21 protein-coding genes are annotated in these 23559 nt (G+C 42.0%); 15 read left to right on the forward strand and 6 right to left on the reverse strand.

Annotated elements, in window-relative coordinates:
- Positions 1–540 precede the first annotated feature (540 nt).
- Positions 541–1140 carry an FKBP-type peptidyl-prolyl cis-trans isomerase gene (locus WG943_RS08115; RefSeq protein ID WP_340408066.1) on the forward strand — a complete coding sequence of 200 codons (600 nt, stop codon included), beginning with the start codon at positions 541–543 and terminating at the stop codon, positions 1138–1140.
- Positions 1141–1220: 80 nt separating this feature from the next.
- Here the strand turns inward: WG943_RS08115 and WG943_RS08120 are convergent, their stop codons facing one another.
- Positions 1221–1700, reverse strand: coding sequence for a hypothetical protein (locus WG943_RS08120; protein WP_340408067.1), 480 nt, complete (start codon positions 1698–1700; stop codon positions 1221–1223).
- Between the two features lie 324 nt (positions 1701–2024).
- Between WG943_RS08120 and WG943_RS08125 the strand changes: the two genes are divergently transcribed.
- A complete protein-coding gene (locus WG943_RS08125; RefSeq protein ID WP_340408068.1) occupies positions 2025–3449 on the forward strand; it encodes a Glu/Leu/Phe/Val family dehydrogenase in 1425 nt (474 codons plus the stop codon).
- A 28-nt stretch (positions 3450–3477) separates the two neighbouring features.
- On the opposite strand, the gene WG943_RS08130 is transcribed toward WG943_RS08125, so the two are convergent.
- From WG943_RS08130 to WG943_RS08140, 3 genes are all read right to left on the reverse strand, one after another.
- The gene (locus tag WG943_RS08130) at positions 3478–3921 is read right to left on the reverse strand and encodes a hypothetical protein (RefSeq protein ID WP_340408069.1); all 444 of its coding nucleotides are present in this window, start codon (positions 3919–3921) and stop codon (positions 3478–3480) included.
- 325 nt (positions 3922–4246) lie between these two features.
- Positions 4247–6055 (reverse strand): M61 family metallopeptidase, encoded by a 1809-nt coding sequence (locus tag WG943_RS08135; RefSeq protein ID WP_340408070.1) that lies wholly within the window; start codon positions 6053–6055, stop codon positions 4247–4249.
- Between the two features lie 92 nt (positions 6056–6147).
- The gene (locus WG943_RS08140) at positions 6148–6576 is read right to left on the reverse strand and encodes a hypothetical protein (protein ID WP_340408071.1); all 429 of its coding nucleotides are present in this window, start codon (positions 6574–6576) and stop codon (positions 6148–6150) included.
- Positions 6577–6813: 237 nt separating this feature from the next.
- Here WG943_RS08140 and WG943_RS08145 point away from each other — a divergent pair, with 237 nt between their 5' ends.
- From WG943_RS08145 to WG943_RS08155, 3 genes are all read left to right on the forward strand, one after another.
- Positions 6814–7398: a C40 family peptidase gene (locus tag WG943_RS08145; protein ID WP_340408073.1), complete on the forward strand. Its 585-nt coding sequence runs from the start codon at positions 6814–6816 to the stop codon at positions 7396–7398.
- 79 nt (positions 7399–7477) lie between these two features.
- Positions 7478–7852 (forward strand): hypothetical protein, encoded by a 375-nt coding sequence (locus WG943_RS08150; RefSeq protein WP_340408075.1) that lies wholly within the window; start codon positions 7478–7480, stop codon positions 7850–7852.
- A gap of 612 nt (positions 7853–8464) precedes the next feature.
- The gene (locus WG943_RS08155; RefSeq protein WP_340408077.1) at positions 8465–8917 is read left to right on the forward strand and encodes a DUF2147 domain-containing protein; all 453 of its coding nucleotides are present in this window, start codon (positions 8465–8467) and stop codon (positions 8915–8917) included.
- Between the two features lie 123 nt (positions 8918–9040).
- On the opposite strand, the gene WG943_RS08160 is transcribed toward WG943_RS08155, so the two are convergent.
- Complete coding sequence (locus WG943_RS08160; protein WP_340408079.1) at positions 9041–9508, reverse strand: hypothetical protein; 468 nt, start codon at positions 9506–9508, stop codon at positions 9041–9043.
- A 157-nt stretch (positions 9509–9665) separates the two neighbouring features.
- Between WG943_RS08160 and WG943_RS08165 the strand changes: the two genes are divergently transcribed.
- Together WG943_RS08165 and WG943_RS08170 are read left to right on the forward strand one after the other, a co-directional pair.
- Positions 9666–10268: a hypothetical protein gene (locus WG943_RS08165; protein WP_340408080.1), complete on the forward strand. Its 603-nt coding sequence runs from the start codon at positions 9666–9668 to the stop codon at positions 10266–10268.
- 119 nt (positions 10269–10387) lie between these two features.
- On the forward strand, positions 10388–12907 hold the full coding sequence (locus tag WG943_RS08170; RefSeq protein WP_340408081.1) for a gliding motility-associated C-terminal domain-containing protein: 2520 nt from the start codon (positions 10388–10390) through the stop codon (positions 12905–12907).
- A 106-nt stretch (positions 12908–13013) separates the two neighbouring features.
- Here the strand turns inward: WG943_RS08170 and WG943_RS08175 are convergent, their stop codons facing one another.
- The gene (locus tag WG943_RS08175; RefSeq protein ID WP_340408082.1) at positions 13014–13640 is read right to left on the reverse strand and encodes a cytochrome c oxidase subunit 3; all 627 of its coding nucleotides are present in this window, start codon (positions 13638–13640) and stop codon (positions 13014–13016) included.
- 276 nt (positions 13641–13916) lie between these two features.
- Here WG943_RS08175 and WG943_RS08180 point away from each other — a divergent pair, with 276 nt between their 5' ends.
- The 8 genes from WG943_RS08180 to WG943_RS08215 all read left to right on the forward strand — a co-directional run bounded on the left by WG943_RS08180 (position 13917) and on the right by WG943_RS08215 (position 23547).
- A complete protein-coding gene (locus WG943_RS08180; protein ID WP_340408083.1) occupies positions 13917–14492 on the forward strand; it encodes a hypothetical protein in 576 nt (191 codons plus the stop codon).
- 41 nt (positions 14493–14533) lie between these two features.
- A complete protein-coding gene (locus WG943_RS08185) occupies positions 14534–16852 on the forward strand; it encodes a patatin-like phospholipase family protein (protein ID WP_340408084.1) in 2319 nt (772 codons plus the stop codon).
- Positions 16853–17501: 649 nt separating this feature from the next.
- On the forward strand, positions 17502–18008 hold the full coding sequence (locus tag WG943_RS08190) for a DUF4920 domain-containing protein (RefSeq protein ID WP_340408085.1): 507 nt from the start codon (positions 17502–17504) through the stop codon (positions 18006–18008).
- Positions 18009–18151: 143 nt separating this feature from the next.
- On the forward strand, positions 18152–20161 hold the full coding sequence (ligA, locus tag WG943_RS08195) for an NAD-dependent DNA ligase LigA (protein WP_340408086.1): 2010 nt from the start codon (positions 18152–18154) through the stop codon (positions 20159–20161).
- Positions 20162–20620: 459 nt separating this feature from the next.
- Positions 20621–21658 carry a sensor histidine kinase gene (locus WG943_RS08200; RefSeq protein ID WP_340408123.1) on the forward strand — a complete coding sequence of 346 codons (1038 nt, stop codon included), beginning with the start codon at positions 20621–20623 and terminating at the stop codon, positions 21656–21658.
- Positions 21659–21668: 10 nt separating this feature from the next.
- On the forward strand, positions 21669–22406 hold the full coding sequence (locus WG943_RS08205) for a LytR/AlgR family response regulator transcription factor (protein WP_340408087.1): 738 nt from the start codon (positions 21669–21671) through the stop codon (positions 22404–22406).
- A gap of 134 nt (positions 22407–22540) precedes the next feature.
- Entirely contained in the window at positions 22541–23410 is an 870-nt protein-coding gene (gene dapA / locus WG943_RS08210; RefSeq protein ID WP_340408125.1) for a 4-hydroxy-tetrahydrodipicolinate synthase, read from the forward strand.
- A 5-nt stretch (positions 23411–23415) separates the two neighbouring features.
- Positions 23416–23547, forward strand: a complete 132-nt coding sequence (locus WG943_RS08215; RefSeq protein WP_340408088.1) for a hypothetical protein — start codon at positions 23416–23418, stop codon at positions 23545–23547.
- Positions 23548–23559: the final 12 nt, after the last annotated feature.

Consider the following 23559-nt stretch of genomic DNA (forward strand, 5'->3'; position numbering starts at 1 on the left):
AAGTATGAAAAGGTTTATTAAGCGTTTATATCAATCAGAGCAGTATAAATTTTATACTTTAGGTCCTTACTACAGTCGGCTTTAAGTTGTTTCAGAAAATCATTTAAAAGAGAAAAACCTAAAGAACATAACCCCGTTTAAGTGCAATATACCACCTCCTTAAAACTTAACATATGAAACATATATCCGCCTTATCATCGCTGTTGCTGCTAGGTACCACAGTAAGCCTACTTATTAAAAGAAAGCATTTTATACATTCAAGCTTACCCGACGGAGCTGACTCTGGATACGCACTATACTTATAACTGTATTACATTCGCGATATAGCTTCTTAATTTTATTATACATTTAATTTCGAGCATATTTTTTATACTAGCCAACAGCCTTAACTAAGATGGCTGTTGGCTAGTGTGCTTTAATAAAGGTATAAACCGCATTCATCAAAATGTTTAAATGCAAAATGACTACTTTTGAAGTATAAAACATTGTTATTAATATAAATAAACAACTGGTGCGTTCATACGTGCTTAAAACTTAACTATGGATTTAAAAGAAAAGATCAGCTACATTATTGGCCGCGACATGGCTGCAAATCTTAAAAAACAAGGCATAGAGGTGGAAGCCGATGCTTTTATGAAAGGATTTAAAGAAGTGCAGCAAGGTACTCCTTCTTCTCTATCACAGAGCGATGTGCAGCAGGCTATGACGGCGTTGCAGCAGGAAATGGCTGAAAAGCAGAATGCAGCTGGTGGCGAAAACAAAAAGGCAGGCGAGGATTTCTTGGCTGAAAATAAAAATAAAGAAGGTGTAAAAACGCTTTCTAGCGGCCTGCAGTACATGGTACTAAAAGAAGGAACGGGCAAATCTCCGTCTGCTTCTGATACCGTAACTACACACTACCACGGCACGCTGATTGACGGTACTACATTTGACTCTTCTTATGAGCGTGGTCAGCCTGCCACCTTCCCGGTAAATGGCGTTATTGCAGGTTGGACAGAGGCATTACAATTAATGAAAGAAGGCGCGAAGTGGAGATTATTCATCCCTTCAGGCTTGGCTTACGGCGCTCAGGGCGCTGGCGATGTAATCGGACCAAACTCTACCCTGATTTTCGACGTTGAATTGCTTTCTGTGAAGTAAGCAAAAGTATACTTTGCAAAAAAAGAAAGAGCAGCATACTTAACGGATGCTGCTCTTTCTTTTTTCACTGTGTCCTTTGTTCAGGCTCCTGCTTTCACGCTTTTATCTAATTCAAGCCAACGCTGCGCGGCCTCACGGTACAGGAAGTGGTTTATAATTAAAAAACTGTCTCCCTGAATCAATTCATCACCGTTAAGCTCATGCACCAACTCATGCGATGAGCCAACAGGGAGTATAGTTGCCACAAAAACATCATTCTTCACAACACGAAGCGCCTCTGGAAAGAAATGAGTAAAGACCCATCGTTGGTCTTGCCTTCTTATTTTATCCCGATGCTGAAGATCAAGTAACCACTTTACAGGTTTGTAGCGCTGCACAAAGTCTAAGATTAAGGTATATCCTTCTCTTACTTCATGAGAAGCAACTGTTCCCTTCCAAGTTATTTCCAGTGTTTGTGTATGTTCATTAAAATGTATCCATAGCTTATTTTCAACCAATGACTCATCTGTATCAAGCAGAAAAGGCACAGATACGTTTGAATTTAAAATATCATGCATCATAGGGAAATAATCAGGTGTAACGTGTAATCAGTAATGCTTTAGCAGCAGTGGCGTTTATGAAGATGACAAACAGCAACCTAAGACATCTGCAGCAGCATCACTAAGCTTGCAAATATTATGATTATTTTGTTAATGCACAATATTTAATCTATATATATCTTATTTAAATCACAATTAAAAACCTATACTATTGGAAAACAATACTATAGTTACTTAAAATAAGATATTCCGAAGTATAAATATCTAAAAACATAAATATCTAAACAAAACATGTTGCCAGCCGTTCTTAAACCAATAATTGCTCATTTAAAACGATAGCGAAGTATGTCAGATAATCACAATGAAGGTAAAAAATTCCTGGATAGTGTGCACCAGTACTTTGACCATGCAGCTAAGTACTCTAAACTTGACCCAGGAATACTTGCTCAGATTAAGGCTTGTAACAGTGTATACAAAGTTTCCTTTCCGGTTGAGATAGACGGGAAAATAGAGGTTATTGAAGGTATACGGGTTCAACACAGCCATCATAAGCTTCCTTCGAAGGGTGGTATACGTTTTAGCATGCAGGTTGATGAGGACGAGGTAAAGGCGCTGGCATCGCTGATGACGTTTAAATGCGCTGTTGTGGATGTGCCTTTTGGAGGCGCCAAAGGTGGAGTAAAGATAAACCCGCGCACCAGTTCTGTTAAAACATTAGAAAAAGTAACCCGCCGTTACGCAGCCGAACTTATTAAGAAGAACCTTATAGGCCCTGGCATTGATGTACCGGCTCCTGACTACGGCACAGGAAGCCGTGAAATGGCCTGGATTGCAGATACTTACCAAGCATTTAAGTATGGAGAAATAAGTGCACTGGGCTGTGTAACAGGTAAGCCAGTAGGCCAGGGCGGCATAAGAGGACGCGCAGAGGCAACAGGTTTAGGAATATACTTCGGAATACGCGAAGCCCTAAAAGATAGTGAGTTGATGGAAGGTAGAGGCTTACATGGCAGTACCATGGAAGGCAAACGCATCATAGTGCAGGGTTTAGGAAATGTAGGCTACCACGCTTCCTTTTTTTGCCAGCAAGACGGAGCCATTATTACCGGTATCGCAGAGCGTGAGGGCGGTATTTACAACCAAAACGGTATTGATGTTCAGGAAGCCTTTAAGCACAGAAGCGAAACCGGCTCTATACTTAATTTTAAGGACTGCGAGAACGTTGCAAACTCTTTGGAACTGCTGGAACGGGAATGTGACATACTGCTGCCTGCAGCCTTAGAAAACCAGATACATGAGGGCAACGCAGCCAATATAAAAGCAAAGATTATTGCGGAAGGAGCCAATGGCCCTGTAACCCGCGAGGCTGAGGAAGTCTTGCTTCAGAAGAATATAGTTATACTTCCGGACCTGTATTTAAATGCAGGAGGTGTGACAGTATCATACTTTGAATGGCTCAAAAATCTGTCAAACGTTAGGTTTGGGCGAATGGGGAAACGCGCTGAAGAGGCAAGCTACAAGAAACTTGTGGATGCTATTGAAACATCGTCAGGCAAAACCATGACTGCTACAGAAAGGGCACTGCTCACACAGGGCTCGGATGAGATAAATTTGGTAAGATCAGGTTTGGAAGATACCATGATAAATGCTTACCACGAGATTAGAAGCGTAATGAAAAAGCAAAGTATACCGGATATGCGAACAGCTGCTTTTTTAACAGCTATTGAAAAGATAGGGGTAAGCTACGAGTCGCTAGGTATTTTCCCTTGATAAGTTAAATAAGAAGATTAATAAAAGGTCAGGAAGACATACTTGTAAGTGCTTTCTGGCCTTTTTTAGTGTCCCTTAGCCAATATAGGGCCTCATTAAAGTCTGTGAAATAATTAAAATGGATAAAATCCTGGTTAATCAAATAAGTTGGCTGCTGATAATTTGTTACAAGTGCTTTAAAATGTTCTTCAGAAAACACAACTGCCGCATTTATTTTTGATTTGATCGTACTAAATACATTAGGATAGAATTCCACGTTCAGCCATGCTTCCTGCTCCCTGTTAAGCGGACCAATAGCTGTAAGTTCTGTACAATAAGAGGTAATCAGCGCATTTAGTTGCACATACTGCAGTGCAGCCAAGTATGTATCCTTAAAATGCTTAAAAGTAGGACTCCGCTTCCAGTTAATTAGCAGGATGTCAGCATCGACATCGTGTGCCAAGCAAACATATGGAGTATCCTTTATAATCATTATCTTTCAGTCTATTACGGTTAATGAATCGAAATATACTTAGTATAGTTAAAGAAAACAAAAATTACGAACAGTACACTAATTTGTATTATAAATGTGAAGTATTAACTAATAAATGCACATTTTATTCATTTTCATTTTAGATTAAGTACAAGTAAAATCTTATTTAAACATTAATATGAATTAGAATATATACTATAATGTTAGCAGCTGATATGGATTAGATATTCGGAAGTTAAATCAGGAATGGCTTTGAACTTATACTCCCCTTCGTAATAAAAAAAGCCCGGTAGTATCCGGGCTTTTTTTATTAGATAAATAGTATTTAAGATTTTGGTAACTCTAGCCAGGTATTATAAATCTGCTGCTGCTCATTTGTCGGGTTAGATACTCGCTCAAACTGATATCGCACACTGTTATCTTTTAATAAAGGAACGTCAAGCGACATAAGTTTGCCATCTCTGGTAATCAGCAGGTTCAGCGTGTCTCCTACTTTACGTCCATTCACATACTGATTTAAGTCATCTCCTACACGAAAACCATCTACAGCAATTACTTCATCATTTACGTTAAGGCCTGCCTCGTAAGCACTAGAGCCGCGGCTTACAGAACGCACCATCACTTTACCGTCTGCCACAGCTGTAGTGGCGCCCCAACTAGAGCTTTCAGCACCTTCATTAACATTTACCAGCTTAAGACCGGCAGCTTGAAAATACTTATTATATTCTGGGGATTTAGTGCCATTAATATAATCTCTGAAGAAGGCATCCATATTAGTACCAGCAATTTTCTCAACGGCTTCCTTAAACTCTTTCTCTGTATAGCCCCTGTCTAACTGCTTATAGTAGCGGTTATACATTAAGCGCATTACATCATCCAAGCTCTTCTCTCCGTTGGTGCTCTTCATAATTTCCATATTTAGCAAATGGCCTATTACACCGCCCTTTGTATAATATGAAACTTCAGCGTTGCTTGAGTTCTCGTTGCGGCGATAGTACTTGATCCAGGCATCTTTACTTGACTCTGCCAGCGTCTGAATTTTGTTGCCAGGTGTGTTTTCTACTGAATTAATTGTTCCGGCCACGATATCCAGGTAACGCTGCGGAGAGGTGAAACCGGCACGGCGCACAATAAGATCATCGTAGTAGCTTGTAATTCCTTCTGATACCCACAGTAGGCTTGTGTAGTTTTCTTGGTTGTAATCAAAAGGCCCGAGTGGCTGTGGGCGTAGGCGCTTCACGTTCCAAAGATGAAAGTACTCGTGTGCCACCAAACTTAAAAATCCTCTGTAGCCGTTTTCTGTGCCATAGTTCCAGCGGGATGTCTGCAGAGTAGTTGAGTTCAGGTGCTCAAGACCGCCGCCTCCACGTTGCAGGTTGTGTACGATAAATACGTAACGATCCAGCGGCAAATCTCCCATCAGCTCTACACATTCTTCTACCACTTTCTTCATGTCCTGCATCAGCTGGTCTGGGTTATAGTTACCCTCACCATACATAGCTACTTCGTGCGGCACACCAGCAGCCGTAAAAGTATAAACCTCGTGGTTACCTATTTCTAATGGAGAGTCGGCCAGTATATCATAGTTGGGGAAAGTATAAGTAAACTTACCTGTGCTTTTTAAACCAGTTGAAATTTTGCTCCAGCCATTGTAAGGATTAACTACCAGTGTACCTGCCTGGTTTTGATACCCTTCAGGATACATAAAAATGCTGGTGCCATTTACATATCCATGAGAAGAATCCAGGTAACTGGTACGTACTGTCAGCTCATAGGCATAAACATCGTATGTTGCCCGAACAAGGTCTGCCCTATCGGAGTAAACGCGCCAGGTGTTCTTGTCAATTTTTTCGGAGGGTAACACCTTGCCGTTCTTATCTGTGGCAGTAAAATTTTCTACGTTTTTTGAGAATTCCCGAACTAAGTAAGAACCAGGAGCCCACACAGGCATTGTAAAATCAATATACTTTTTCTTGGCGCCTGTTAGTTCTGCCTCTACTTTAAAGTAATGAGTATGCGGCTCAGGCATTGATAGTGTATAACGCAAATTGGCTGCCATAACAGCCTCTGCACTACTAAAAACAAAAAGGGTAAGTAATAAGATAAGTAATTTGAATTGCTTAATTCTTAGCATGTTTTAGGATTTGTTTGATTGATTAAAGCTATGGCATTTTACAACAAATACCGTGCTTTTCAAAATCCTACTCCTGAATAAGCATTACTGTGCTACCCATTTACCGCAATTAATTTCTCTTGTTTAAGCCAACTAAGCGCTGTCTCAGTGTCACTGAAGGTGTTCATTATTATAAAGGAATTGTAACTTCTTAGGCCATACTTTCCAGCTTGTAAAAGCAAAGCACTGTAACACTTCTCTGAAAGAACAACTGCAATGTAATTTTTTGTGCCCAATGTGACCATGATCTGCGGAAACATATAACTCTGTAACCAAGTCTCTTCTTCTTCACTCAAAGAGCCTATGTTTCTTACATCAAACAGCCATCGCTTTACGTTGTAGTTTTCTGCAAACAACAAAGCACTAACCAACCCTTCTTTAAACTCTTCAAAATCAAGTCGCTTAGCACAAGTTAGAACCAGCTGTTTCTGATCATAACCTACATTAAACGAATCAGAACTATAGACAAACATATTTTTCATAGTAACGAGGTGCAAAATTATCATTTTAAAATTATAAAATGACGTAATAGCCTGTTTTAGTTTATCCTTTTACAGATTTTATGTAAAAGCTTAAATTTTAAATGTGAAAGAAGATAATGAGCAGGTAAACTTTTAAACAGATTCAAATGTTAGGCAGAAGTACCTGCTTATCAGCAGAATACACTGCTCTTAATATTTGGCACGGTATTTTTACTATAATGGCAAATAAAACCTACTATGATGAAAAAGAACTTAATATTTATACTCTTGCCCTTGGCTGTACTGGCTATACTTTTATGGACTGGAGCTTTTTATACTTTGATTCCAGAAAGTAAAGCAGTTCCAGCCAAAAATAAATTCGTAAATGCTACTGAAGCTAACAAAGCAGATATAACGGACGAGGCAACTGCCGGTTTAACTGCAGCACAACCAACAGAACCAGAACAGGAGTTAACTAACTATGCCCTTTCGCTACTTGGCAGCCCCTATGTTTATGCAGGCATGAGCCCTGAAGGTTTTGATTGTTCCGGCTTTATAACTTATGTGTATAACCAATTTGATATCGCGCTGCCACATTCATCAGCTATGCAGGCCAATGAGGGCTATTATATATCAAAAGATGCGGCAAAGGCCGGAGATTTGGTAATATTTACAGGCACTAACCCTGATGTGCGCGAACCTGGGCATGTTGGTATTGTTTTATCTTCTCCCGGCGATACGATCTCCTTTGTGCATTCGTCTTCTAATGGGGGCGTAAAAATTAGTAAAGTGCAGGGTACTGGTTATGATATCCGTTTTTTGGAGATACGACGTGTGCTCTAGCCTGTAAGTGCAATAAAGTATAACAGTTTTTGTATTTCTCGTACATAAGCCTAAGCATCTAACTTAGGCTTATTCTGTTATGGCACATCCCTATATCATAAATACTATCAACGCAATACTTCTTATCCTGCTGGGAATCTTCGCATACTTTACAGCCGCAGCGCGACCTTTAACCATACTGGTAATTCCATTTGTAGGTATACTTTTGCTGGCTTGCACTTACCACTTAAAGAAACACAACCGCTTTGTATTTAATACGGTTACGGCAATAACGCTGCTTGCAGGATTGCTTATACTTACAAATATAAACCCTGATTCATTTAACTGGAACAACAAGCATGTATTGCTGCTGGTGATGAGTTTGAGCTGTTTTATAGCCGTAGCTTCCTATGTACTTACCTTTGTGCGGGAAAGGCGCCTGAAGAATAACACGATCTATAAAGATGATTTATAGCGGGTATAAAATAGAAACACCTGGTGCAGCCCGTCAAGATGCACCAGGTGTTTCAGAATCCCTCAACTTCAGAGTAAGCGGTGTACTGTGTTTCAGTATCACCATCCTAAAAAGAATCAGAGGTAACATCGCTATCTGCGTAAGCAGTAGCTATACTGCTTACTAAGCCAGCTCACCTTTAGAGTGAACATTATTACCTAGGCTTACTAAGACGACCGATGGATTAGACATAGCACCTCCTTTCTCTTTAGTCAAACATAGATCCTGCAATTTACCGGCACTTTCACCGGATCCTGTACAAGACTGTAGCACTCGCTACTTTACATTAAAGTTAAAATAACGCTTAAAAGTTCACAAGGTTTTAAGCATTTTTTTTGCACTTTTTTAACCGTAGTAGTCAAACTTCTTTATTACAGATATTTACGTTTAAAGCTTCGCAAGTATAGCTACCGTTTTTTTAAAAAAAGCATACAACTAACAATTCCGTCTCCAATCACGAGTATCAATATGAAACTTAGTGTTTAGACATTGTAATTATTTTAGCAGTAAGCTGTGTTATTTGGCATATTTTACATATATTTCGTTGGATAATACACCTAAACTTAATCAGCAATGAAAAAGCTTCTCTTTACTCTTGTAGTGCTCACGTTGTTTTCAGTATCTGCATGGGCTCAGAAAATGTCACCGATCGGTGTTTGGACAAATGAAGACGGTAAAGCCAGGTTTGAGATTTACAAATGCAGCAGCGATAAGCTGTGCGGTAAAATTATCTCGCTTCGCGAGCCAAACCGAAACGGTAAACCAAAAATGGATGATAACAATCCAAACAAGTCGATGCGTAACCGCCCGTTGCTTGGACTTGAGTTCTTGAAAGGTTTTGAGTACGATGGAAACAACAAGTGGGATGAAGGCACTATTTATGACCCTGAAAGCGGAAAGACCTACTCCTGCTACATGAAAATGATCAACAAAGACAAAATGGAGGTAAAAGGCTATATTGGTATATCACTGATAGGTAGAGCCCAGACCTGGACCAGAGTAGACGGTACAGCCTCTACAAAATAAACGAAGGCACCGCCTTAAAATCGAAAAAGGTTAGCATCGCTGCTAACCTTTTTCTTTTTCAACCCTTTACCATTTTCTTAACTCATAAGCCTGCTAAAAGGTTATAGCAACATCTTAATTTCTTTAGCTTATCTGTAATATTTTATAATCTTTATCACGGAAGTTAAATGTATCGCCGGCAGTTTTACCAGCCATCGCTTTAAATATAGGCGACATACCTGAAATAGCATAAAACGACTCCCCATTCACTTTCAACTCGCCCAGGCTTACTCCTATAAAATAATTTTGCAGCTCGGTATGTACCACTGCTCCTAACGATACATCGTGATTAGCTTTAGTAGCATTAATGCGGCGCAGCAAAGCCATCGTTGAGATAAGCTCATCCAGCTGGCGGGCATACATGTCACGTTGAATCTGGCAATTCTCTCTAAAAGACTCAAATTTATCTTCCATTGCGCCATCGTGTTCGTTCGCGCTGTTTTGAGCATCATCCATAGCTTCTTTGGCAGCCTGAATCTGCGTGTTAAGAATCTGAATGCTCTCCTGGAGCAGGCGCTTCTTTGTTTCTAGTTCTTGTGTCAGCATTTCCATAGGTAGTATATTCTTAATTGAGAAAAGTTTATCTCACCAGCAGGTGTGATTTTCCCAAGCCCGAAAATTTATTAAATAAAATGTAAGGAAACTCTAAAAAGAAAATAACACTCATAAAACTATTCATTGGCAAGTATGTTTATGAGTAAATTATCAAATGCCGTTTAACGATTTTTTTTTACGTTTGTTTGGTTTCGGAAAAGCAGTACATGCCTGCAGCAAAATAAAGCGTTCCGAAAAGTATCTGGCAGCCTATAAAAATTGGGTTAAGGCAAAGGTATACCTAAATTGGACTGGCCCGTTCTTTAGAGCATACCACTTTCAGAAGTGTAGTATAAGAAGCCATACCTTACGGGTGCAGCTTATAGAAGAAACAAACATAAAAGGAGGAATTTTTTTTTATGATCCGAGTATAGGTCCGAAAAATTTCCAGTTTTTGTTTGATTACCTTAAGGAGTGCGTACAGCAGGTAGGGTATAAATTACACAGCACTAACAAGCAGCAGATACGGCATAAGCTTTATAAAGAGCAAATAGAACGTTATATTCTTACTCCTCCGGCAACTGATATACCTGATACTAATCTCTGCAACCAGCTTTACGGCAACATCCAACTAGACCTTGTGCTGGTGAACAAATTACCTGGTTACATCCGTATTGTAGCAAATACGTATACTGATCCATACTTTAGTAAACCTTTACCGTTTACTGAGCTATTAGAAAAAACGCTACAGCCTAACGAGAACAACAGCCAGACCTAAGGCTGGGGCGGGTATATTACCAGTTTATCCAATTATAGATTAATACTAGTTAGTCTTTTTTAAATGTCATTTCTTTTGAATACATTTAATACTAGGATTGTACCCTTACCGCTCTGCCCATGAGAATACGTTTACTTCTGCTGGTATTTGCTTTTTTAGTTTCTGCCAATGCTTTTTCTACACATATTGTAGGAGGCGAGTTTGAACTGAAGCACATTGTAAACTATAACTACAGGCTAACGCTCAATTTATACTTTGATGATATAAATGGCAGCGCCGGCGCCTTCGACAATTCTGTTACTGTAAGCTTTTTTGAGAAAGGCACGAACCGGTTAATGTTCACACAGGTAATGCCTTTCAGATCCAGGACTCCGGTAAATTACACCAACATTGAGTGTACCGTAGGTGAGCTCAGAACAAGCAAGATTGTATACTTCGAAAACATTTTTCTGGATCCTAACCGCTTTAACAATGCCAACGGCTATTATATAACCTGGGAGCGGTGCTGCCGAAATAACACCATAAACAATATAATGAGCCCAGCGGATGCCGCTCAAACCTTCTACATGGAGTTTCCGCCTGTTGTCAAACAGGGTACACAATTTATAAACTCCTCTCCTATCCTGTTTCCTCCGCTTAGCGACTACGCCTGTGTTAACGAACTTTTTTACTTTGATTTTAACGGCACCGATCCAGATGGAGACTCGCTGGTATACGATATGGTAACACCTTTAAATGGGTTTACTACCCCAACAATGCCTGTTTACACCATCACTCCTAAGCCTGCCCCCTATCCTACCGTTACATGGCTGCCAGGGTATGAAACAAACACGCAAGTGCAAGGCTCACCTCCCATGAACATTGATTCTGAAACAGGGCAACTTACCATGCGCCCCAACCGGAAAGGACTTTTTGTGTTCGGTATCAGGTGCCAGGAGTTTAGAAATGGTGTGAAGATAGGAGAAGTGCGTCGTGATTTTCAGGTGCTTGTGCTCGATTGCCCCACAAACCAAACACCGCAGGTTTCTGCCAGAGAGCAAGGCAAGACAGAAAATTATAAACAGGGAGATGTTTTGCGTATAAGTGGCACTAGTAATCGCTGCATAGATGTATTCTTTACCGACCCTGATAAACCTGAGTTTGTATCGCTAAGGGCAAGGCCTGTAAACTTTACAAATCAGAATTTTACACTGCAGGGCGTAACCAGTGGCACAATCAACCAGGGCACAACCGCAAATCAATCTCTTAAGGCAACACTATGCTTTGATGAATGCTTTGATACTGAAGGCAAAGTATACCAGATGGACCTGATCGTAAGCGACGATGGCTGCAGCCTGCCACGCCAGGATACGATACGGCTTAGCTTTGTAGTAGACCCCATACCGGATGCACCACCAACAGTATCGCTTTCTACGCCACAAAGAGTATTTAGTGTAAAGAACGGCGATATCATCAGCTTTAATGCACTGGGTTTTGATACTGACAACGATGACGTTACGATAACAGCTGTTGGTAAAAACTTTAACTTAACAACCCAAGGCATCAGCTTCCAGCCTCAAACAGCTACAGGGCAGGTTACCTCCCCCTTCAGGTGGGCTATAGATTGCAGGGCACAACAAGAGTCTTACCTAATCGATTTTGTAGTAAACACCACTGTGTGCGGCAAAACAATCAGCCGTACCGAAACGATAGAAGTGCGGCCAGAAAATACGAACAATGTTCCTGTAATTAGTTCTGATAAGCAAGTAACAGTATTCAACCTGGTAGTTGGTGAACCATTTGAGGCAAAGATATTTGGTAAAGATATTGACCTGCACAACCTCACTTTGCAAGCATCAGGCAATGGTTTTAACCTGGCAGATGTGGGCATGAACTTTACGAGCACTGGCGGCGAAGGCAACGCAGAGGGTTTGTTTAATTGGATTGCAACCTGCAATGCTGCGCAGCAAAGTATAATGCGTGTTACCTTTAATCTTAAAGAAACTGCCTGTGTACCCTCCGCTGACCAGCAGTTGGTATTTGAATTCAGAATAACTGCTCCCAATACGGCTCCTACTTTTACTACCGATAAAAATGTATTGGTTTTCGACCTTGATTTGAACGAACCATTTGAGGCAAACTTTTTTGGCCGCGACCTGGACCTGAATGCCCTAACGATGAAAGCGACCGGTGACGGCTTTACTTTAGAAGAGATGGGTATGAGCTTTGGCAGCCAGAACGGCAACGGAACCTCTGATGGTAAATTTACGTGGGTAGCGAATTGCCTTGCTGCCGACAGAGGTACGCTTCGTGTAACATTCGACTTAAACGAACAGGCTTGCAATCCCTCACCGGACCAGCAGATCGTAATGGAATTTAGAGTAAAAGTGCCCATTATCTCCGATTATGTGCCTGCCAACATATTTACACCTAACGGAGACGGCCTGAATGATTACTTTGAGATACCTTCTCTACCCCAGGACTTCTGCACCGCACAGTTTGCAAGTATAAAGATATTTAACCGCTGGGGTAAGGAAGTATATGTCAGCAACAGCAATACCTTTAAATGGAACGGAAAAGGTGTGAATGATGGTGTATACTTTTACGTGATAGATTACCAAACTACTACTTACAAGGGCTCAGTGACGCTTGTAAGATAAGCTCTTCTTAAAGTATACGCTTCACCAAGAGCTTACCAAACTAAAATGAAAGTTTATACTTTTAAGCAAGGACAAAATGGAGAAGCTACTTATTGACACCTTTATGCTATACCATGAACAGAAGCACGGTGTATAAGCTTAGCCACAGAAAGTCCATAAAATTCCAGTAACTGCGGAGCATAGTTAACTGAAGCCTACGGTATGGATCGCGGATAAAGATCAGGCTTCTAACACCATCGGCAGCAACGTGTGCCGTTTTAAAGAATAGGAAAGAAAGAAATATAATTCCGCCTAACAGGTGCAGGATATGAAGTGCTGAGATCAAGTATAAATACGTGCCAGAAGCTTTGCCGCTAAAGTACACGCCAGACCTGCTCATCTCATTCCAGCCAAGGAGTTGCGCCACAATAAAGAGCAAACCCAGCACCAGTGTAATACCCAAATAACGGGTCATGCGGTTTAATTTGTCTTTGCGGTATAGCCTTGGAATTTTACTTATTGTATAGCTGCTAAATAGCAGCAGCACTGTACTAACACTAAAAAACTTCGGTAACTCAAAATTCTGGCTCTGAAAACCGCCTGTTCTGGCAAAGGCAACTACTAAAATAAAGAACAACACACCAATACCGATCATGCTCAGGAAAAGCAGCACCCTGATCGGATGCATTCGCTCCATTTTTCCAAAAGCGGAAAGTTGCTTGGGGTTTACTTTATTTTTTTTATCCGGATCCATTTATTACTACAAGCTACTACCAAAGCACGCTGTAAAAGATTTGCTGTGCTTTGTTATTTGGGTTACTACTTTATACCGAACCTCACTACGTATAGTTTTGTATTTATATCATTTAATTTACGTGTAAACGTACATTCTGCTGCTCCCTAACAACTCGTGCATTCATCAGCTAGTGCAATTTCAGTTCAGACCACAGCAGCTGTAGGATTATACAGGATGGCAATTATCTTTCTCTTGCAGAATCCGTTATAGGAGTACACGCAAATCCGAAGGTTCATGCTGAAATCTATACTTTATAACATCCTTCTCTTAATCTTGTTTACGTTTTGTGCAGTTAAAGGTAATGCCCAGAGCAGATCGAACTACACCAGCGATAACAGAGTTTTTGTTACCTTAGATGGGGTATCACAGGCTTACAGCTTCTCGTCTAACGAAATGTTGGTACGCTATAACAGGAGCACCCAGAAACTGGAATGTATCCTAAATATAGCCACATTGCTTCCTGCCAACGACAGTACACCTCCTAACATGGCCTATGATGTATTTTTTGGAGCCAAATACCCGGACCTTCTTTTTTATATTGATGCCCCTATAGAGAAAGTTAACGGAAGTAGCTTAAATCCCGGAAGTATAAACAAAACCACAACAATAAGTCTGCAAGGCGTAACAAAGCAGACCATTGTACCACTTGCACTTACAGCAGACCGGAATGCCATTGTGTTTAACACCAGTTTCGACTTGATGCTGGACAATTTCTCGGCAAGTGTGCCAGTGCAATACTTTAACCTGCTTACGGGGCGTATTATGATTACAATTAACAACGCTAAGTGGGTAGGCCTCGATACCTTCTGACAAAGTATAACCGTACCTGAACTATACACGCACAACCTACAATGCCTACACCCAGCACCAAAAAGTTAATAAGAGCTATAGTAGCCCTACTGCTGCTTTGCCTGAATATATCCGGTGCAATGGCGCAGAAAGTGGCATTAGTGCTTAGTGGCGGCGGCGCCAAGGGGATTGCCCATGTTGGTGTTTTAAAGGCCTTAGAAGAAAACAACATACCCGTAGATTATGTGATAGGGACTTCTATGGGTGGTGTGGTAGGTGGGCTGTACGCAGCCGGCTATGCTCCCACTGAGATAGAGTATTTGTTCAACACTAGAGAATTTCAGGATTGGGCCCGTGGCCGCACTGAAGAAACTTACACCTACAGCTTTGCCTCACCGGATATCAGTCCTTCTTTCCTGCACCTGAACCTATCCATAGACTCCACTTTTCAGATGCACCTTAACTCCAGTCTTGCAAACGGTGCTTCGCTTAATTTTGCCTTTTCCCAGTTACTGGCACAGCCATCTGCCAAAGCAAGGTATAATTTTGATAACCTGATGGTCCCTTTCAGAAGTATGGCTTCAGATATTTATACGCAGCAGCAGGTTATTCTCAGTAAAGGGCAGCTTTCAGATGCAGTACGGGCTACCATGACGGTTCCGCTGGTGTTTAAGCCGATACGCATAGAGCGTAAACTGCTTTATGACGGAGGCTTGTACAACAATTTTCCGGTAGATGTGGCCAGAAGTGAGTTTAAACCTGATGTAGTTATCGGCGTTAATGTGTCTCCTAAAACCTACAACGAATACCCTTATGGGAAAGACGATTTTGACCTGCCCCAGACATTATACTACACAATGCTTTCTAACAGCGACTCTACAGCTCTTGGGATAAAAGACATTTACCTTCAACCCGACACTAGAAACCTGACAGCACTGGATTTTAACGAGGTTAAAACTCTATTCGATGCCGGGTACTATGCCACTCTTAATAAAATGGAAGAGATCAAAAAGAAGATAGGCAGGCGTGTAACACCGGAGCAGATCTCGGCTAAAAGAGAAGCGTACAGACAAGATTTTACAGCACTTACTTTTCAGGATATATCAGTAACTGGTTTAAGCGAAGCACAGAGCGCGTATGTAAAGAAGTTTTTTCGCAAAGAAGGCGAGGTTTATAGCATGCAAGATATCAAAAAGGGATATTTCAGACTAGCAGCCATAGAGAGCTTCAGGAGCATTTACCCAAGCATACAATATAACACTGCGAAAAGAAACTATGAGTTTAACCTGCAGTTGGAGCACGACGATGAGCTGCAGCTATCAGTAGGCGGTGTGCTCGCCTCAAGGCCTATAGATAATATTTATGCCGGCTTCGACTATAGTCTGTTGCGCAAAAGGCTCTATACTTTCTCCAGTAGCTTTAACACGGGCCGTTTTTACCAGGCTGCTAAATTACGTGTGCGGATGGATGTACCCGCGCGGTTCCCATTTTACCTGGAGCCCTCTTTTGTGTATAACAACTGGAGCTACCTGTCTACAAAAGGCTTTCTGCTGGACCGCGACAAGCTGCCCTTTATAGAACAATCAGACAGGAACTATAACCTGAGCCTGGGCTTTACTAATACTTATAAGGGCAAGTTGGTACTTAACGGAGGGTATGTACAAACCATTGACCGCTACAGCAACCGACTAGAAATACTGAGTACCGACACGCTAGACCGAACAAACTTTAATGCATTTACAACCGGACTTACATTCATAAAAGGGCACCTGAACCGGAAGCAATTTGCCTCTGCCGGTAGCATGCTTACAACCTCAGCCAATTATTTTAATGGCCGCGAAACACTCCGCCCCGGTTCTACCAGCACAGCCACAGGCAAGCAGCAGACCGAACATGAATGGTATAAACTAAAGGCCACCTACGAGGGCTATTTTGGAGAACAACGGCACCGGATAGGTTACCTGCTGGAAGGGGTTATCTCAAACCAGCCATTCTTCCAGAACTACCGGTCTACTCTTACTTCCGCCTCCGCATTTACTCCGCTTTCAGATAGCAAAACACTGTTCCTGGATAACTATCGGAGCAACCGCTACCTGGCAGGAGGCATAAAGTATATTTACCTTTTTAGCCAACGGATAGAAGGCCGGTTAGAGGGCTATGGATTTCAGCCTTACAAACCTATCCTACAAAACTCAGAACAGCAGCCATACCATGGCGATTTACTTCAGGGTACCTCCTTTATTGGCAGCACCAGCATGGTCTACCACAGCATCATCGGGCCTGTGGCCGTAAGCCTGAACTACTACGGAGACACGGCCAAAGAGTGGGGACTGCTCTTCCATATCGGCTACATCATCTTCCAGGACAGAGCTTTGGATTAAGTTGATAAGTCTTAATTTATACTTCCTTAATTACTTTAACAATTTCAACCTTATACACTGATTTATAAATATATAACTTATAATATACTTTATAGTTCTTACAGTTACAGCTATCATACATCAGAATGTGTAAATTCTGTATAAAACCCCTCTGTATACTAATTAAAGCCTTTTAAAGACTTTGGAAATGCCACTAAAGTGTTGCCAAGTTTTATGCGATTACAATACCCAGCGTGCAAAAGCTAATGTTTTAAAATTGCTTTGCCTGCTCGCCAAAAAACTGCTAATCAGAGACCCAACTATGGTATTAGCTGTACGGTATGTAGGCTCAGATTTCTTCTGATTTAATGGCATTTGATGCTGCTGGTAATATCTAAAGTTGTTCCTTCTAAAACCATTTTGCAAGTCATTAAACACACTTAGAATATTTCTCATTATACTTTTAATCAATGCCTTACCTCTTTTATAAAAACTTATACTTTAATCTATATCAAGGCTAATGACTGTTCGACTTTGCATTCAAACGCTTGCAAAAAGTGCTCATTACACAGCTTTTTACAGCAGGTGCAACAAATTTTAAAGCCAATCAGGATATCATACTTTAAGTAAAAACTATATCTTTACCTCATCTATCATAACCAGAAACGCCATGAAAAAGACCATCCTTAGCCTTTTTGCCGTTGCCGCACTTGCCTCCTGCAACCAGACTCAATCCACCACCGATGCTACTGAGCCAGCAGTCACAACAGAACAGGCTGCCGCTACTGATAATGCCTACGGTGCCGCTTTTGCTGAAAAGGATATTGTAAGCACAGACCAATTGCAAACACTTGTGCAGAACAAAGATTCTGTTGAAGCCATTGTTACCGCAGAAGTAGTAGAAAGCTGCCAGTCCAAGGGCTGCTGGATGGATGTGAAACTTGCCGATAACAGCACCATGAAAGTTACTTTCCGCGACTATGGTTTCTTCCTACCTGTTGAAGATTTGAAAGGACGTACAGTGGTGTTCACCGGCACAGCCAAACGGGAAGTAATTTCGGTAGATGATCAGCGCCATTATGCTCAGGATGCAGGCAAATCAAAAGAAGAAATTGCCGCCATCACCGAGCCAAGAGAAGAGTTACGCTTTGTAGCCGATGGCGTTAAACTGAAGTAAAGTATAAACTTATACCATATGTTAAACAGGCTCCCCTACCGGAGCCTGTTTTTTTGTGGCTACTATACTTACAAGAGTTAAGAATCAAGACTAATTTTTAAAAATCTCTTTCCTATTTTTACCAAAGTATAACAACACTTGCCATGGCCCTAGAGAAAGATCCGGCTCAGGAGATAAAAGAGCTTACACACCGCATAAATTACCTGAACTACCTATATTACCAGAACAGCGTGTCTGAGGTATCGGACTTTGAGTTTGATGCTATGCTGAAGCGCCTGCACGACCTGGAAGACAAGCACCCTGAACTGCGTGACCAAAACTCCCCTACCCAGCGTGTGGGCGGCACCATTACCAAAAGCTTTAAAACAGTTTTCCACCGCTACCCGATGCTTTCTTTGAGCAACACCTACTCCGAAGAAGACCTGCGCGAGTTCGACAAGCGTGTGCGCAAAGCTATTGGCGATGAGGTGGAGTATGTGTGCGAGCAGAAGTTTGACGGCGTGGCCATCAGCTTAACGTACGAGAACGGCCAGTTTGTACAGGGCGCCACCCGTGGCGACGGCACCAGAGGAGACGATATTTCTGTCAATGTGCGCACCATCCGTGATATTCCGTTGCATGTGCAGGGCCAGGACTACCCTAACCTTTTTGAGGTACGCGGTGAGGTGTTTATGCCGTTACAGGTATTTGAAGACCTGAACGCAGAAAGAGAAGAAGCCGGAGAACAACTGCTGGCTAACCCTAGAAACGCAGCCTCAGGCACCTTAAAGCAGCAGGATTCTTCTATTGTGGCCAGCCGCAAGCTAGGCTGCTTCTCTTACAGCTTCCACTGCGACAACAGTCCGTTCCAGACACACTCCGAAAGTTTGCAGGCCATCCAAAACTGGGGCTTTAAAGTATCGGATACCTGGCGCAAGTGCGGCTCTGTTGAGGATGTGCTGGCGTATATTAACGAATGGGAAACCCGCCGTTTTGAGTTGCCTATTGCTACCGATGGCGTAGTGGTAAAGGTAAATAGCTACCATTTGCAGGAAGAACTGGGCTTTACGGCTAAAAGTCCGCGTTGGGCTATTGCTTATAAATACCCGGCCATGAGTGCCGCCACGAAACTGCTGGGCATACAGTATCAGGTTGGCCGTACGGGTGCAGTTACGCCTGTAGCTTTGCTGGAGCCGGTGCTGCTGGCTGGTACGGTGGTTAAGAGAGCCTCGGTGCACAATGCAAACGAAATTCAGCGACTGGACCTGCGCCTGGGCGATACGGTTTTTGTAGAGAAAGGCGGCGAAATCATCCCAAAGATAACAGAAGTAGATTTTAGTAAACGTACTGCAGACAGCGAGCCTATACTTTATCCTACCCACTGCCCTGCTTGCGGCTCCGAATTAATCCGATCCGAAGGTGAGGCAAACTTTTACTGCCCTAACGAGAAAGATTGCGCTCCTCAGATACAGGCAAAGCTAGAGCATTTCATCAGTCGTAAGGCCATGAACATTGATGAGTTGGGTCCAAAAACGATTGAGCAGCTTTATAAAGCTGGTTATGTGCGCAACGCTGCCGACCTTTACGACCTGACCTTAGAGCAATTGGCGGGTTTAGAGCGTATGGGCGAAAAATCGGCAAACAACATCTTAAAAAGCCTGGAGAAATCGAAAGAAGTAGCTTACGATAGGGTGCTGTTTGCACTGGGCATAAGGTTTGTGGGTAGTACAGTAGCTAAAAAACTAGCTGAACAGCTTCCTGACATCGTTGCCCTGCGCGGCGCCTCTTACGAAGATTTGGTCTCTATAAATGAGATTGGTGACCGCATCGCCAATTCTATACTGGAGTACTTCCAAGACCCTGAGCATGTACAGCTAGTTGAGCGCCTAAAGGCTTCTGGCTTACAGTTTAAAGCAGAGATCAGCCCCATAGAAATGGAAAGCGACAGGCTGACCGGTCAGACTTTCGTAATATCAGGCGCTTTTGAAAGTATAAGCCGTGAAGAGCTGCAGCAGCTGATTGCCAGCCATGGCGGTAAAGTAGTATCATCCATCTCGGGTAAGCTAAACTACCTGGTGGCCGGCGACAAAATGGGGCCGGCTAAACTGGAGAAGGCAACTAAACTCGGCATTAAAATCCTGTCCGAAGATGAATTCCTGCAGATGATCAAATAACAAAACTTCTAGTTAACCACATAAAATGAAGACGCCAGGTTGCAAAACAGCCTGGCGTCACTCATCTTAAACAAACAAACATGATTATTAAGTAGAATTTGAGCATTACAGCTTAGCAAAATCAAAGTATAAATTTGGCTCTGCCTTAGCCTGCTTTGCTACAGCTAAACTAAAACTTCATAGTTTTATTCTGACTTATTTATACAAAGCAATAAGAATTAAAATCTAAAAAAAATATACTATACCAATGCCCATAAAGTATAGACGAAGACTGACATCCTGTAGCAGTTCGTGTCTATAAAAAAAGTAAAGCACCTAAAAGATTTAATATTGCTGCTATTAACCTGTACAGAATGCAGAAAATTTGCTACTTTGTGTAGCTTTAAGCAATAAATTAGCACTAGAAATCATACCTTTTATTAAAGGTTTAGCATCATAAACAAGGCACCTGTGAGCAGCATGTCTATCCCGATTCCGGTTATACCACTTAAAAAACGTTACACCATAGCCATACATGTGTTCGTGTGGCTAATTTTTGGTAGCTGGATATTTTACTACACGGCATCTAAGCAAACTATAACACTGGGCAAAGCCATGGATCTGGTGGTAGGCCTACTGTTTCCGGTAGGTATTTTTTATTTTAACTGGTATGTACTTATATCCAAATATCTTGCCCGCAACAAGATATTCTTGTATATAACAGCTGTACTAGCCACGCTGTTTGCACTGGCACTCGTACAAGCACCTATTGACTATTACATTTTCGGGAATTACAACCCAAGTATGGCCTCGCTTTACAGCACTGAGCGCATTATACAATACATGGTTAGCGGCCTTGTGGTGGTGTTTATAAGTTCTGCCCTTAAGGTTACTGGTAACTACATCCGAAACGAACGCCTGAACAAAGAACTTGAGACGCAAAAACTTACAGCTGAACTGGCTTACCTTAAATCGCAGGTAAACCCTCACTTCCTGTTTAATACACTGAATAATATTTACTCGTTGGCCTATAAGCAGTCGCCGGATACACCGGATGCCATTATGAAACTGTCGCTGCTGATGCGCTACATGCTGTATGAAAGCAACGATACGCTGGTAAGCCTTGAAAAAGAAGTAGACCACATCAAAAACTTTATAGACCTGCAAAAGCTGCGCCTGCGCGAGCATACAGGAATCAAGTTTAACATAGAAGGTGATCTAGCCGGAAAACAGATCGCTCCGATGCTACTCATGACACTGGTAGAAAATGCGTTTAAGCACGGCCTGGTAAGTAAAAACGAGATAGGCATCATATTAAACCTAGTAGTCGATCAGAATTCGCTTACCTTCAGTACCGTTAATAACACCAGCTCCCATAAAAAGCGTGAGTTCGGCGGCATTGGACTGGAAAACCTGCAACGCAGGCTTAACCTGCTTTATGCAAACAAACACGACCTCGCTTTCGAAGAAAAAGACGGTACTTTTTATGCAACCCTAAAACTATACTTTCAACGATAACGCTAAAACTATGACCATACGCTGCATTGCTGTAGACGACGAGCCCCTGGCACTGGATATTATTGAAAGCTATATTAGCAAACTGCCTTTTCTGCAACTGGTAAAAACATGCTCCAGCGCCACTGAGGCCATGCAGGTACTACAGGAAGAGCAGGTAGACCTGATGTTCCTGGATATTGAAATGCCCGAATTAACTGGTATTCAGTTTCTGAACATTCTTAAGCACCAACCACTTATCATCTTTACCACCGCTTACCCTGATTATGCGCTGGAAGGCTTTAACCAGGATGCCGTAGATTACCTGCTCAAACCCATCCCCTTCGACAGGTTTTTGAAAGCCGTAACCAAGGCACAGGAAAGGCTGCAGCGAAACGGTAAGCCAGATACAGCTGCTTCGACTTCAGCACCACAACCGCCTCAGCAGGAACAGGAGTTTATTTTTGTAAAAGCCGATTATAAAACCATACGTGTTGATTTTAAAGACATACTTTGGATTGAGGGCCTGAAGGACTACATCATCATCCAGACAAAAGACCAGAAGATTATCACGCTGCTATCGATGAACAAGATGATGGAAAAACTGCCTGATTCAAAGTTTTTGAGGGTGCATCGTTCTTTTATTGTGTCGCTGCAGAAAATAGACAGCATCGAGAAAAGCCGTATTAAAATTGGCGCGAAAGAAATCCCGATAGGAGAAGTATACAAAGATCAGTTCCTGAAGTGGGTGGAAGAGAACAACATACAATAAAAGTATGAATCTAGAATTACGGGTCATGAAACCAAATTGGTCGTACAAAGAACAGTGATCTGCGAATTAAGCTTATAACATCATTTGCAGAATCCAATTCATAATTCGAACTTCGTAATTCAGAATTCATTATGATGATTAGAGAGAAACTAAGAGGAACTGGCGTAGCTCTGGTAACGCCATTTAAAGAGGATTTATCCGTTGACTACGACGCGCTGAAAAAGCTGTTGGATTTTGTGTTGGACGGCGGAGTTAACTATCTGGTAATAAACGGTACTACAGCGGAGTCGGTGACAACTACCACAGAAGAGAAAGCCGAAATACTTCGCCTTGTAAAGCAGTATGTAAACGGCAGAGTACCTTTAGTGTATGGCATTGGCGGTAATAATACCCAACATGTACTGGAGCTACTACAAACCACCGATCTAGATGGCATTACGGCTATACTTTCTGTTAGCCCATACTATAATAAGCCATCTCAGCAGGGTATTTACCAGCACTACCTGCAGGTAGCCAACGCCTCTCCTGTTCCGGTTATACTTTATAATGTACCTGGCCGCACAGGCAGCAACGTAACCGCCGAAACTACTCTACGCCTGGCCTTGCACGATAACATTATTGGGGTTAAAGAGGCCTCTGGCAACATAGAACAGTGCATGGCCATTGCCAAACACAAACCGGAAGGCTTCATGCTAATCAGCGGCGATGACCTACTGACGGTGCCAATGGCTGCCTTTGGTGCTGAAGGTGTAATTTCGGTCCTGGCAAATGCTTTCCCGGATAAGTTCTCTAAGATGATAGAGCTATCCTTGAACTACCAGTTTAAAGAGGCTACAGCGCTTCTGAACGATTTTGTAGACATTAACCCGCTGATGTACGAAGAAGGCAACCCAGTAGGCGTTAAAGCAGTGCTGGAGCGTTTTGGCGTATGCTCTCCTTTTGTAAGATTACCATTGGTTGAAGCTTCAGCAGGCCTGAAGGATAGAGTTTATAAGCTACTGTAGCAGGGATGAAAATTAAGGTAGTACTTAGCCTGCTCCTAAACAATACAAGCCTGAAGCTCTACAGAAAGTATACATTTCCTTATACAACTCCTACCGAATTCACAGAAGAGGAAACGATCCTTCTGGAGCAGATGTAAGAGCATACCTCA

Origin of the sequence: Pontibacter sp. H249 (genome assembly GCF_037892465.1) — a bacterium.
GTDB lineage: Bacteria > Bacteroidota > Bacteroidia > Cytophagales > Hymenobacteraceae > Pontibacter.